Origin of the sequence: Streptomyces ziwulingensis, assembly GCF_039542605.1 — a bacterium.
Classification (GTDB): Bacteria; Actinomycetota; Actinomycetes; order Streptomycetales; family Streptomycetaceae; genus Streptomyces; species Streptomyces ziwulingensis.
Genome location: NZ_BAABIG010000019.1, coordinates 150368 through 162345 on the forward strand (window position 1 = coordinate 150368; position 11978 = coordinate 162345).

General features: G+C 74.4%; 13 protein-coding genes and 5 tRNA genes. 8 read left to right on the forward strand and 10 right to left on the reverse strand.

Going from position 1 to position 11978, the window contains the following annotated elements; all coding sequences use genetic code 11:
• Positions 1-6: 6 nt before the first annotated feature.
• Complete coding sequence (locus ABEB00_RS09760) at positions 7-570, forward strand: CGNR zinc finger domain-containing protein (protein ID WP_345618796.1); 564 nt, start codon at positions 7-9, stop codon at positions 568-570.
• A 424-nt stretch (positions 571-994) separates the two neighbouring features.
• On the opposite strand, the gene ABEB00_RS09765 is transcribed toward ABEB00_RS09760, so the two are convergent.
• Positions 995-1450, reverse strand: a complete 456-nt coding sequence (locus ABEB00_RS09765; RefSeq protein ID WP_345618797.1) for a hypothetical protein — start codon at positions 1448-1450, stop codon at positions 995-997.
• 210 nt (positions 1451-1660) lie between these two features.
• Here ABEB00_RS09765 and ABEB00_RS09770 point away from each other — a divergent pair, with 210 nt between their 5' ends.
• Positions 1661-2185, forward strand: coding sequence for a DsbA family protein (locus tag ABEB00_RS09770; protein ID WP_345618798.1), 525 nt, complete (start codon positions 1661-1663; stop codon positions 2183-2185).
• 31 nt (positions 2186-2216) lie between these two features.
• Here the strand turns inward: ABEB00_RS09770 and ABEB00_RS09775 are convergent, their stop codons facing one another.
• From ABEB00_RS09775 to ABEB00_RS09785, 3 genes are all read right to left on the reverse strand, one after another.
• The gene (locus ABEB00_RS09775; RefSeq protein WP_345618800.1) at positions 2217-3041 is read right to left on the reverse strand and encodes a GNAT family N-acetyltransferase; all 825 of its coding nucleotides are present in this window, start codon (positions 3039-3041) and stop codon (positions 2217-2219) included.
• 111 nt (positions 3042-3152) lie between these two features.
• A complete protein-coding gene (locus tag ABEB00_RS09780) occupies positions 3153-3974 on the reverse strand; it encodes an aminotransferase class IV (RefSeq protein ID WP_345618801.1) in 822 nt (273 codons plus the stop codon).
• 6 nt (positions 3975-3980) lie between these two features.
• On the reverse strand, positions 3981-5021 hold the full coding sequence (locus ABEB00_RS09785; RefSeq protein ID WP_345618802.1) for a chorismate-binding protein: 1041 nt from the start codon (positions 5019-5021) through the stop codon (positions 3981-3983).
• A gap of 178 nt (positions 5022-5199) precedes the next feature.
• Here ABEB00_RS09785 and ABEB00_RS09790 point away from each other — a divergent pair.
• From ABEB00_RS09790 to ABEB00_RS09810, 5 genes are all read left to right on the forward strand, one after another.
• A tRNA-Gly gene (locus ABEB00_RS09790) sits at positions 5200-5272 on the forward strand.
• Positions 5273-5309: 37 nt separating this feature from the next.
• Positions 5310-5383: transfer RNA gene (locus ABEB00_RS09795), tRNA-Cys, on the forward strand.
• A 1-nt stretch (position 5384) separates the two neighbouring features.
• Positions 5385-5456 (forward strand) — tRNA-Val (locus ABEB00_RS09800).
• A 26-nt stretch (positions 5457-5482) separates the two neighbouring features.
• A tRNA-Val gene (locus ABEB00_RS09805) sits at positions 5483-5554 on the forward strand.
• A 34-nt stretch (positions 5555-5588) separates the two neighbouring features.
• Positions 5589-5663 (forward strand) — tRNA-Val (locus ABEB00_RS09810).
• 73 nt (positions 5664-5736) lie between these two features.
• Here ABEB00_RS09810 and ABEB00_RS09815 read toward each other — a convergent pair.
• The 4 genes from ABEB00_RS09815 to ABEB00_RS09830 form a co-directional block, all read right to left on the reverse strand.
• Positions 5737-6033 (reverse strand): TFIIB-type zinc ribbon-containing protein, encoded by a 297-nt coding sequence (locus ABEB00_RS09815; RefSeq protein WP_345618804.1) that lies wholly within the window; start codon positions 6031-6033, stop codon positions 5737-5739.
• An 80-nt stretch (positions 6034-6113) separates the two neighbouring features.
• Positions 6114-7142: a phosphotransferase family protein gene (locus tag ABEB00_RS09820; RefSeq protein WP_345618805.1), complete on the reverse strand. Its 1029-nt coding sequence runs from the start codon at positions 7140-7142 to the stop codon at positions 6114-6116.
• Positions 7143-7468: 326 nt separating this feature from the next.
• Positions 7469-7675, reverse strand: coding sequence for a hypothetical protein (locus tag ABEB00_RS09825; RefSeq protein WP_345618807.1), 207 nt, complete (start codon positions 7673-7675; stop codon positions 7469-7471).
• Positions 7676-7900: 225 nt separating this feature from the next.
• A complete protein-coding gene (locus ABEB00_RS09830; RefSeq protein WP_345618808.1) occupies positions 7901-8149 on the reverse strand; it encodes a hypothetical protein in 249 nt (82 codons plus the stop codon).
• A 196-nt stretch (positions 8150-8345) separates the two neighbouring features.
• On the opposite strand from ABEB00_RS09830, the gene ABEB00_RS09835 reads away from it, so the two are divergent.
• Positions 8346-9842, forward strand: coding sequence for a serine/threonine-protein kinase (locus tag ABEB00_RS09835; protein WP_345618810.1), 1497 nt, complete (start codon positions 8346-8348; stop codon positions 9840-9842).
• A gap of 83 nt (positions 9843-9925) precedes the next feature.
• Here the strand turns inward: ABEB00_RS09835 and ABEB00_RS09840 are convergent, their stop codons facing one another.
• Both ABEB00_RS09840 and cobA read right to left on the reverse strand, forming a co-directional pair.
• The gene (locus tag ABEB00_RS09840; protein WP_345618812.1) at positions 9926-10738 is read right to left on the reverse strand and encodes a TrmH family RNA methyltransferase; all 813 of its coding nucleotides are present in this window, start codon (positions 10736-10738) and stop codon (positions 9926-9928) included.
• Position 10739: 1 nt separating this feature from the next.
• Positions 10740-11972, reverse strand: a complete 1233-nt coding sequence (cobA, locus tag ABEB00_RS09845) for a uroporphyrinogen-III C-methyltransferase (protein WP_345618813.1) — start codon at positions 11970-11972, stop codon at positions 10740-10742.
• Positions 11973-11978 lie beyond the last annotated feature (6 nt).

Genomic DNA, 11978 nt, shown 5'->3' on the forward strand with positions numbered 1-11978 from the left:
CGAAATGTGCTGATCACCCACGACAGCCGGTGCGCCCTCGACACCGTGGTGGATCTGGTGAACACCGCGCCGGAGGACGAGTCGGCACCCGACGGACTGCCGGACCTCGTCACTCTCGTCGATTTCGTCCGGAACCACGAGATCAGCGACGTCGGCGTGCTCTCGGAGGCCGACCTCGCGGCGGTGCGCGCGGTGCGCGGCCGGTTCGCCGCGGTCTTCGCCGCCCCCGACGCCCGGGGCGCCGCCGCGGTGATCAACGAACTGGTCGCGGCCGCGGGCACCACACCGCGCCTCACCGACCACGACGGTTACGACTGGCATGTGCACTACTTCGCGCCCGGCGCCTCCGTCGCCGACCACCTGGCGGCCGACTGCGGGATGGCCCTGGCCTTCTTCGTGGTCGCCGGGGAGCAGGACCGGCTGCGGCGCTGCGAGGCCCCCGACTGCCGGCGCGCCTTCGTCGACCTCTCCCGCAACCGCTCACGGCGGTACTGCGACAGCCGCACCTGCGGCAACCGGCTGCATGTGGCCGCCTACCGGGCGCGGCGCAAGGAGGCGGCGGCCGGCTGACCCGCGGGGCGGCGGCGGATACGACGCGCTCCCCGGCGGATGGCACCGGGGAACGCGGGTGGGCTCACAGCAGTAGCAGATCGTGCAACGAAGCCATGAGCAGCAGACACCCGATCACCGCAAGGAAGATCATCAGCGGTGGCTGGGAAAGGGCGAAGAGGCATCCGCGGGGCGCTGGCCGCCGGGGCGCGGTGTCACTCTCTGTCTCTGTCGGGTCAAGCTGTGTCGTATCCAGCATCTCGCGGCGATGATGACGCAGCGGATGCCCCCGGCGCGATCAACGCTCTTCTTGATCACCGGTGTTCGCCGGTAACCGCGGTCTTCGGGGCGGGTTGTGATCGTTTGCGGACGTCCGCCGACCCACTGTGTCGTTTCGCCCCGCGAGACGTTCGGCGGCGCCGGACGCCGTGCCCCGGCCGCCCGTTCAGATGCCGTGCTTCTTCAGGATGGCCTCGATGTCGCTGAAGTCCTCGTCGGCGCGGGCCTTGCCGCTGCCCCTGCCGGCGGGGCGGGCCGCGGGTGCGGAGGGCGGGCCGGCTCCCAGCGAGGGGGCCGAGGCGGTGGGGGCCACCGCGTCGCGCCGGGCGGCGGCCCGGGTTTCCCTGCGTTCCTTGCGGGTGCCGCCGCGGCGGCGCTCCACGACGCGGGTGGTGGCGAACAGCAGCCAGGCGATTCCCAGCACCCCGAAGCCCGCCCAGGCCGTCGGGCTGAAGGCGGTGTCCGCCAGCCACTCGACGAGGCCGGTCAGCACCAGGCCGACGGGGATCAGCGCGTAGGCCGCGATCCGGGCCGCCGCCAGGAAACGCTTGCGGTACGCCGTGACCGCCGCGATGCCCAGGCCGGCCGCGGAGACGGCGGAACAGACGGTCTCGGCAATCATCCGGTCCTCCAGGCTGGGCACGGCGGGGCAGCGGGTACTGCCTCTTCGTCCCCTCCATCCTGCACCGTCGCCGCCCGGTGGGGCCACGCCCCGGCCCGACATCAGGGACATCTCCGGGTCGGCTCCGCCGCGGGTGCCGGTGCCCGCGGGCGTCCCGGGCCGCTCCGGTCCGGGTTGGGCCGCGGCTGCGGGGGCTGGAAGACTGGCCCCATGAGCGACTCCTCCCCCGTACGCCCCGCCACGCCCGTCCTCGACGTCTGGTGCGAACTCCAGTGCCCCGACTGCACCACCGCCCTGACGGACCTGCGGGCCCTGCGCGCCCGCTACGGCGACCGGCTGGAGCTGCGGCTGCGGCACTTCCCGCTGGAGAAGCACAGGCACTCCTTCGCCGCCGCCCAGGCCGCCGAGGAGGCCGCCGAGCAGGGGCAGGGCTGGCCGTACGTCGAGGCGGTCCTCGGCCGGACCGCGGAACTGGGCCGCGCGGGCGAGCCGCTCCTGATCGAGGTCGCCCGTGAACTGGGCCTGGACACCGAGGAGTTCGACACCGCGCTGATCGACGGCCGGCACATGCTGATCGTCGACGCGGACCAGGCCGAGGGCAAGGCGATCGGCGTGACCGGCACGCCGACCTATGTCATCGACGGCGAACGGCTCGACGGCGGCAAGGGCCAGGAAGGACTGCGGGAGCGCATCGAGGAGATCGCGGACCGGCTGCTGGCCGACCGGCCGTCCTGATCCCGGCGGGACGCGCCCGGCCGGCCCTGTCCTAGAGCAGCCGCTTGCGGAAGGTGTACCGCGTCGTCTCGTAGCCAAGGGACTCGTAGAGCCGTTCGGCCGGGAAATTGTCGGCGAAGACGCTGAGGCCGAGCAGGCGCCGGCCGGCGGCGATCGCCTGGGCCTCCGCCACCAGCATCAGCGTACGGCCGTGGCCGCGCCCCCGGTGGGCGGCGTCGGACTCGACGCCGTAGACGAAGGCGTCCTCGTCGCGCAGTGCCAGCCAGAGGGTGCCGACCCGGTCGCCCGCGTGCTCCACCACGGTGAGCAGCGTGTTCTCGGTGTCCAGTCCCCGGGGCAGCAGTTCCTCGTGGTCGCGCCGGCTCCTGGCCCGCGCCACGTCCTCGGGCATGCCGCGCTCGATCCAGTCCCGGGCGTAGCCCTCGCTCTCGTACGACTGCCAGGCGTCGTACTCGGCGGGTGTCATGGGCCGGGGGCGGCTGCCGTCGGGCAGGGCGGGCGGGGTGTCGCCGAGCCGCTTGCGCATACCGCGGCTGAGGCGGACGTAGCCGAGGGCCTCCGCGAGCCGTCGGGCCGGCCCGGCGTCGGCGGGGACGGTCACCAGGACCTGGCGGCAGCCCCAGCCGCGCGCCACCTCCTCCGCGGCCAGCGCGGCCACCGTGGCCCGGCCGCGCCGGCGGTCGGCCTCGTCCACGCGCAGATCGTGCAGGACGGCCACCGAGTCGCCGAAGGCGGGCGAGGTGCCGAGGCGCACCACGCCGACGGGGCGGCTGTTCACGCACACCTGGTAGCGGCGTGAGCGCGTCCCGTCGGCGGCGTGCTGAAGCGGCTCGGTCGGCCGCAGGGTCGTGGTCATCAAGAGTGTTCTACCCGCCCCGGCCGCCGGGAGCAGCCGAATATCGGAGCACCGGGGCAGCCGGGCACGGGGGTGCGGAGTGTCGGGGTGCGGAGTAACGGAGTGCGGGGCTCAGGGATCGAGGTCGTCCGCGGCCCGCTCCGCGAAGATCCGCGCGGCCTTGGCGGTCACCGGGCCCGGGGCGTCCGGCAGTTCGCGGCCGTCGACCCGGCGTACGGCCTGGACGTCGCGCAGGGTCGAGGTCAGGAACACCTCGTCGGCCCGTTCCAGCACCTCCAGCGGGAGATCCGTCTCCTTGGCGCCGGTCCACTCCACGGTGAGGGCCCGGGTGATGCCGGGCAGGCAGCCGGAGGCGACCGGCGGCGTGTGGATCTCGCCGTCGAGGACGACGAAGACGTTCGACCCGGTGCCCTCGCAGAGCTGCCCCACGGTGTTGGCGAACAGCGCCTCCGAGGCGTCCCGCGCACGGGCGCGGGCGAGCGCGAGGACGTTCTCGGCGTACGAGGTGGTCTTCAGGCCGGTGAGCGCGCCGCGCTCGTTGCGCGTCCAGGGGACGGTGATCACGGCGGTGGCGTCGGGGCGGCGGCTCGTCTCGCCCAGGGCGACCACGAGCGTCGGGCGGTGCTCGCCGCGGTCGGAGCCGAGCGGGCCCCGGCCGGCGGTGCAGGTGATCCGGAGCCGGCCGAGCGGCAGGGGGTTGGCGTCCAGTACGGCGGCGCAGGCGCGCCGCACCTCGTCGAGGTCGGGGTCGGGCAGGCCCAGGCCCCGCGCGGAGCGCACCAGCCGGTCGAGGTGCCGGGTCAGCGCGAACGGGCGGCCGTCCACCGTCTTCACCGACTCGAAGATGCCGTCACCCACGGTCAGGCCGTGGTCGAAGACGGAGACGCGGGCGGAGTCGCTGTCCTGCAGCCCGCCATCCAGCCAGAGCTTCACTTGTCCCTACCGTTCCTCGCCGTCCAGCGTGTACGCCCCCGACGCTATCGCGAGCAGCCGGGACGCCTTCAGCTCGGTCTCCCGCCACTCCCCCTCGGGGTCGGAGCCCCAGGTGATCCCGGCGCCGGTGCCGAAGCGCAGGCACCCCTCGGCCCGGTCGATCCAGAAGGTGCGGATACCGACGGCCAGCTCCGCGACACCGCGGTCCGCGTCCACCCAGCCGACGCCGCCGCAGTACGGGCCGCGCGGCGCGGTCTCCAGCGCGTCGATGATCCGCAGGGCGCTCGCCTTGGGGGCTCCGGTGACGGACCCGGGCGGGAAGGCGGCGGCGAACAGCTCCGGCCAGCCCGCCCCGGGGCGCAGCTCGCCGCGCACGGCCGACACCAGGTGCACGAGCCCCGGGTGCTTCTCCACGGCGCACAGGTCGGGCACGGTGACGGTGCCCGGCGCGCAGACCCGCCCGAGGTCGTTGCGGACCAGGTCCACGATCATCACGTTCTCGGCGTGGTCCTTCTCCAGAAGGTCCGCCTCGGTGCGCCCGGTCCCCTTGATCGGGCCCGACTCCACGGTCCGCCCCTCCCGGCGCAGGAACAGCTCGGGAGAGGCGGTGGCGATCTCCACCCCGTGTCCCGGCAACCGGATCGTGCCCGCGTACGGCGCCGGGTTGCCGCGCGCCAGCAGGGCGGCGAGAGCGTCCACGTCGGCATCGGGCGGGACCGGCGCGGACAGCACCCGGCAGAGGTTGGCCTGGTAGACCTCGCCGGCCTCGATGTGCGCCCGGACCCGCCGCACGGCCGCCGTGTACGCGGCGCGGTCGAGGGAGGACGTCCAGTCACCGACGGCCGGTCCCCGCCACCGGCCCGGCACGGGCGCGGGCACCGGGGCGGTGCGGACGTCCGCGAACCGGGCGCAGGTCAGACCGCCCTCGAAGTCCGCGCGGACCGCCCAGAAACCGCTGGAGTCCAGGGCGGCCGGATCGGTGGTGACATCGCGCAGGCCCGTGGCGAGACGGTCGCCGAAACGGGCGAGAGGCGGGAGATCGGACACTTGACCGAGTGTAGGCGGGGTGACCGCGAGGTGCCCCGAACCTGTCCTTCCGCCCACCCTGACCAGGACCGGGACCGGGCACAGGGCAGCACGCTGCGCAAACGCGTTTTTGTGCTGGCCCCGGAATCCGCTAGAGTTCAACACGTCGCCGGGACGCGTGAGCCGACCGAACCGACAGGCGGACGTAGCTCAGTTGGTAGAGCGCAACCTTGCCAAGGTTGAGGTCGCGAGTTCGAACCTCGTCGTCCGCTCGCGGAACAGGGAGTCCTCGTGGTTCCCTGCACTCCTGGTGGAGTGGCCGAGAGGCGAGGCAACGGCCTGCAAAGCCGTCTACACGGGTTCAAATCCCGTCTCCACCTCCAAGGACGATTAGCTCAGCGGGAGAGCGCTTCCCTGACACGGAAGAGGTCACTGGTTCAATCCCAGTATCGTCCACTGGATCTCTCGAAGATCCTGAACCCGCGCGATTAGCTCAGCGGGAGAGCGCTTCCCTGACACGGAAGAGGTCACTGGTTCAATCCCAGTATCGCGCACGCAGTGTCCACCGCCTCCGGGCTGTGGTCCCGAGGACGATTAGCTCAGCGGGAGAGCGCTTCCCTGACACGGAAGAGGTCACTGGTTCAATCCCAGTATCGTCCACCACCCGGAAAACCCCCGGCCGTCTCGTACGGCCGGGGGTTTTCTGTCGCCGGCCCGGCGGGCCGGCGACCGGCTGTCAGCTGGAGAACAGCATGCGTCCGAAGCCCTTGTCGCGGTGGTGGCCGTGGTGGCCGTGACCGCCGTGACCGCCGTGCGGGGCGCCCCAGGCGGGGGCGGCCGGAGCGGCCTGGGGGTACGCCTGCGGGATGCCCTGGGGCGGCGGGGCCGGCTGCGACCACTGGGACTCCAGCCGGGTCAGCGCCTCCAGCTCGCCGTAGTCCAGGAATATCCCGCGGCAGTTGCTGCACTGCTCGATCTGGACGCCGTTGCGGTTGTACGTGTGCATCGCTGCGTGGCACTTCGGACACTGCATGTTCGGCTCAACTCCTCGCCGGTCGGTCCTGCTTCGCGTTCCGCCGGGACAGACACTGCCCGGCCGCGGTCGGTTGCACCCTACTTCGCGTGACTCGCGCTCAACTCCACCGGGAGGGCGGCCATCCGCGCGCAGGCGTCGACCACCGCGCCGTCCACCTCGTCCAGCGGGCGGTCCGCCTCGATCGCCTTGGTCAGGGCCCGGGCGGCGGTCTGGGCGGTGAGGGCGCGGGCCGCCGTGTCCAGGGCCGGCCAGGGGTCGCCGTGCGGCGGGACGGCCGGGCCGCCGGCGACGCGGTAGGCGGTCAGGAAACGGGTCCACTCCTCGGGCGGGAGCAGCCCGCAGGCGTACCAGGCGGCCGGGCGGGCGAGGTCCCAGGCCGGGGCGCCCACGCCCAGGTCGTCGACGTCTATCAGCAGCCAGGGGCCGTCGGGCGCGGGGTGGCGCACGAGCTGGCCGAGGTGGAGGTCGCCGTGGCACAGGACGGGGTTGTCCGGCCAGGGCTCCTCGTCGCGGGCCCAGGGCGGCAGCGCGGACCAGGCCCGCAGGACCGGCGTCGCCCGGGGGTCGTGCCGGGCGGCGGCGCGCAGGCGGGTGAGGGCGGCGGCGGCCTTGGCGGGGCCGCGCATGGCGGGGGTGCCGGCCGGGGCGGGGGTGCGGTGGAGGCGGGCGAGGAGGGTGCCGGCCGCTTCCCAGGGGGCGGCGCCGGGGTGGTCCGGGTCGACGGGGATGCCGTACGGCCAGAAGGTCACGAGGCGGTCGTGCAGGGTGACGGGGGCCGGGTCGAGCGGAGGGAGCAGGATGCCGGGGAGCCGGGCGGCGAGGGCGACGCGCCGGGCCAGGCCCTGCGGGTCGGCGTCCGGGGCGTGGGCCTTGGCGACGGTGCCGGCGTGACGGACGACGGTCGCGTCGGGGCGGTCGGCGAGTGTGACCGCGGGGCCTGAACGACCTGCCGAGCCCGCGGAGCCCCCGGAGCCCGCGGAGCCCCCGAAGCCCTCGGAGCCCGCGGAGCCCGCAGAGCCCGCAGGGCAGGGGCAGGTCGGAGTGCGGGCGTGGGCCGTCGCCCGGACTCGGGCGGTCAGGGCCGGGAGGATCGGGTCCGTCGTCACGGGGTGAGGGTACGGGGGTGGGGCTACGCGGGTGCGGCTGCGGGGGTGGGGCTCGGCCGGGGTTCGCGGGTAGGCGGCGTCGGGGTGGGCGGCGGCTTTGGCTGCGGCTGCGGCTGCGGCTGCGGCTGCGGCTGCGGCTGCGGCTGCGGCTGCGGCTGCGGCTGCGGCTGCGGCTATGGCTATGGCTATGGGTGCGGGCACAGCAATGCCGGCGTAGCTCCCCAGCTACGCCGGCATCTTTTGCCGTCCGCCGCACCCCCGTCCCCACGGGGTTTCATGGATGGATGTCCCCGCCCGGACCGCTCTTCCGGGCCTGGGGTCGCCGCTCAGCGCCCCAGCATCACACCCACGGACGACGCTTGTGTGGCCACTGTCTCCCACCCGTCGAAGACGAGGAGGAGCAGGACCGCCAGGGGAAGGGCCATCACGGTCGCCACCAACGGGTGACGACGACCCTGCCGACGACCGCGTGGCAACGCGGCGAACCAGCGTTCCTGCGTGCGGATCAGCGTCCGCGGTGCCGTCTGGGCCATGGTCCCTCTCCTGACCGAATCGGTCTGTTCTTGACAGCGGCGGGCGTCTGACCTCGGGGGACGAGTGCTGCACCCGCCGCTTGACCTCAAATCTAGGCGTCCGGCGCGCACCGCACGTCATGCCCTCGTACCGATTGCCGGGCCTCCCCGAGGATGAGCCCCGCCCAGGGGCGTACTCCCCTGGGTGGAGACTTCGGCCCGGGCGTCGGGGTCTTCCCCGAGGGGCTATCCGCTCTGCCCCGTTTTCTCCGAGCTGTCCTCTCGCGGGACCGGCTGCTCGACCAGTGCCAGCACACGGTTGGCCATGAACCGGGCCGTCCGGATCACCGAGCCGTTGCGAGTGACTTCGCTCACCTCCACCACGCCCCGGCGTACCGCCGTCTCCACCCGGCGGCCCGCGCGGCTCGCCACCATCTCGTAGGTGCGGGTGGTGTCTCCCGCATCCACGACTATCTCCACACGGTCACCCTTCACGGAGCCAATCCCCCTTCGCCGACGTCCGGTTGGGCAGGCGCGCGGAACCGGCCCGGTCCGCCCGCCCGTTCCCTGACCACCTCTCAATTCTCCCACCGGGCACTGACAATCGATCGCCTCCGGAGGGCGCGGCCTCTGCGCACGGGCGGCCGGGGAAACGTAAGCTGTCGCTCGTCACAGGGACCGGGCAGCGGGGATGAACATGGCGATGATGCGCCTGAGGCGCGAGGACCCGCGCGTCGTCGGCTCGTTCAGGCTTCACAGGCGGCTCGGCGCGGGTGGGATGGGCGTGGTCTACCTGGGCTCCGACAAGAAGGGGCAGCGGGTCGCGCTGAAGGTGATCCGGCCCGATCTGGCGGAGGATCAGGAGTTCCGTTCGCGGTTCGCGCGCGAGGTGTCCGCCGCCCGCCGGATCCGGGGCGGGTGCACCGCCCGGCTGGTCGCGGCCGATCTGGAGGCGGAGCGTCCGTGGTTCGCCACGCAGTACGTGCCCGGCCCCTCCCTGCACGACAAGGTCGCCGACGAGGGCCCGCTCGGCGCGGCGGACGTCGCCGCCGTCGGCGCCGCCCTGTCCGAAGGGCTGGTCGCCGTGCACGAGGCCGGGGTGGTGCACCGCGACCTGAAGCCGTCGAACATCCTCCTCTCCCCCAAGGGCCCGCGGATCATCGACTTCGGCATCGCCTGGGCGACGGGCGCCTCGACGCTGACGCACGTCGGCACGGCGGTGGGCTCCCCCGGCTTCCTCGCGCCGGAGCAGGTGCGCGGGGCCACCGTGACACCGGCCACGGACGTGTTCTCGCTCGGGGCCACCCTCGCGTACGCCTCCATGGGCGACTCACCCTTCGGGCACGGCAGTTCCGAGGTGATGCTGTACCGCGTGGTGCACGAGGAGGCGCAGCTCCACGGCGTTCCGGACGCGGTCGCCCCGCTGGTGCGGGCCTGCCTGGCGAAGAACCCCGAGGAGCGGCCCAGCACGCTCCAGCTCTCGCTGCGGCTCAAGGAGATCGCCGCGCGGGAGGCCCAGGGACTCACCGACGTACGGCCGCCCAGCCCCCGCGCCGGAGAGGCGGACCGGCCCACCGGCCGGATCGCCGACACCTATCCCGACCGGCCGCAGCGGCGGCCGCAGGGTGCGCCGGGCACCCCCGCGCCCCGGGGCACGGGCGGCTCCGGCCCCCGGGACACCACGGGTGCGCGGGGCACGGGCGGGGTCCGGCGCTCCGGTCCGGCGCGCGGGGCGACCGGCTCGCGAGGGATCGGCGCGCCGCGCGGGGGCACTCCCCCGCGCGGCGGCACCCCTTCGCGGACCGGCGGCGGCGCGGGACCGCGGTCCGGGTCCAGGAACACCCCCGCCTCCCGTGACACCGGCCGGAGCACCACCCGCTCCGGTGGCGGCCGGCCCATGTCACGCGGCGGGGCGAGGCGGCCGTCGTCCCGGCCGACGGGCACCGGGCGGCGCCCCGCCAATCCCCGGCTGCTGCGCCAGCGGCTGTTCGTGTTCGTCGTGGTCACGCTGCTGGTCGCGCTGGCCATCGCCGCGGCGCAGGGCTGCCAGGGGCCGTCCCGGGGGCTCGGCGGCGAGCGGGACGGGGTGCGGTCGCAGCAGGCGCGGGCCGCGACGGTTCCGGCGGCCCCGGTGGCCCCGGTGGCCCCGGTGGCCCCGGCGGCCATCGGGTGGCGCGGCGCGGGCTGAGGCGTACGGCACGTTCAGCGCCTGTACCTCACCTGCTCACACCCGGATGCCGCCGGCCGCCTTCGCGCGAGGTGTCCTTGAGGTCAGGCGGGGCGGGGGCGGGTCGCGTAGAAGGCCACGGCCGAGGCGGCGGCCACATTGAGGGAGTCGACGCCGGCGTCCATCGGGATGCGGACGTGCTCGTCGGCGGCGGCGAGCGCGCCGGGGGTGAGGCCGTCGCCCTCGGTGCCGAAGAGCAGGGCGAGCCGGTCGGGGTTCCGGGCGGCGAGTGCGTCGAGGGTGATCGCGCGGTCGCTCAGACAGAGCGCGGCGACCGTGAACCCCGCCGAGCGCAGGGTCTCGATGTCGTGCGGCCAGGACTTCAGCCGGGTCCACGGCACCTGGAAGACGTTGCCCATCGAGACCTTGACCGACCTGCGGTACAGCGGGTCGGCGCAGCGCGGGGTGAGGAGGACCGCGTCGACACCGAGGGCGGCGGCGTTGCGGAAGGCGGCGCCCACGTTGGCGTGGTCGACGATGTCCTCGAAGACGGCGACCCGGCGGGCGCCCGCGAGGAGGTCGGCGGGGGCGGCCGGGGCCTTGCGCGCCATGGCGGCGAGGGCGCCGCGGTGCACGTGGTAGCCGGTGACCTGTTCGGCGAGGTCCGGCTCCACCAGGTAGACCGGCGCGTCGCTGCGCTCGATGACGTCGCGCATCACGTCGACCCACTTGGCCGACAGCAGCATCGACCGCATCGCGTAGCCGGCGTCCCCGGCCCGGCGGATGACCTTCTCGCCCTCGGCGATGAACAGTCCCTCGGCGGGTTCCCGGCGGCGCCGCAGGGCGACGTCGGTCAGGTCGGTGTAGTCGTGCAGACGCGGGTCACCGGGGTCGGTGACGAGGACCGGTTCGGCCATGTCACGCCGTCCCGTGCGGGCCGACGCGGACGACCTCGCCGACGACGATGACGGCGGGCGGCCTGACGTCCCGCGCGACGACCGTCTCGGCGACCGTCTCCAGCGTCGCGTCGACGCGGCGCTGGGCGGCGGTGGTGCCCTCCTGGACGAGGGCGACCGGGGTGTCGGGGGACTTGCCGTGCGCGACCAGCGTCTCGGCGATCTTCCCGATCTTGTCGACGCCCATGAGGATCACGAGGGTGCCGGTCAGCTTGGCGAGGGAGGCCCAGTCGACCAGGGAACGCGCGTCGTCGGGGGCGACATGGCCGCTGACCACGGTGAACTCGTGCGCGACGCCGCGGTGGGTGACGGGGATACCGGCGGCGCCCGGCACCGAGATGGAGCTGGAGATGCCGGGGACGACCGTGCAGGTGATGCCGGCCTCGGCGAGCGCGTGCAGTTCCTCCATGCCCCGCCCGAAGACGTACGGGTCGCCGCCCTTGAGCCGGACGACGGCCTTGCCCTGCTTGGCGTGCTCGATCAGCGCGTGGTTGATGGCCTCCTGGGCCATGTACCGGCCGTACGGGATCTTCGCCGCGTCGATCACCTCGACGTGCGGCGGCAGCTCGGCGAGCAGGTCACGGGGGCCGAGGCGGTCGGCGATGACGACGTCGGCCTCGGCGAGGAGGCGCCGGCCGCGCACCGTGATCAGATCCGGGTCGCCGGGGCCGCCGCCGACCAGGGCGACGCCCGCGGTGCGGGTGCGGTGGTGCGGGGCGACGAGGGTGCCGTCGCGCAGGCCCTCGACGACCGCGTCCCGGATGGCGGCGGTGTGGCGGGGGTCGCGGCCCCGGCCGTCGGTGGTGAGCACGGCGACGGTGACGCCCTCGCTGGTCCCGGTGGCCGGGGTCCAGGCGGTGGCCCGGTCGGCGTCGTCGGCGCGCACGCACCACACGCGGTGCCGCTCGCCCTCGGCGGACGCGGCGGTGTTGGCCTCGGCGTCGCTGGTGGCGATCAGGGCGTACCAGGCGTCCGCGAGGTCGCCGTCGGCATACGGACGACGCTCCCAGGTGATCTCCCCGGCGTCCGCCATCGCCTCGACCGAGGGGGTGGCCCCGGGCGAGACGAGGAGGATCTCCGCGCCCGCCGCGATGAGGGCCGGGAGGCGGCGCTGGGCGACCTGGCCGCCGCCGAGGACGACGACGCGTCGGCCGGTCAGGCGGAGACCTACGGGGTAGGCGGGGTGTGCGGCCATGAGGGC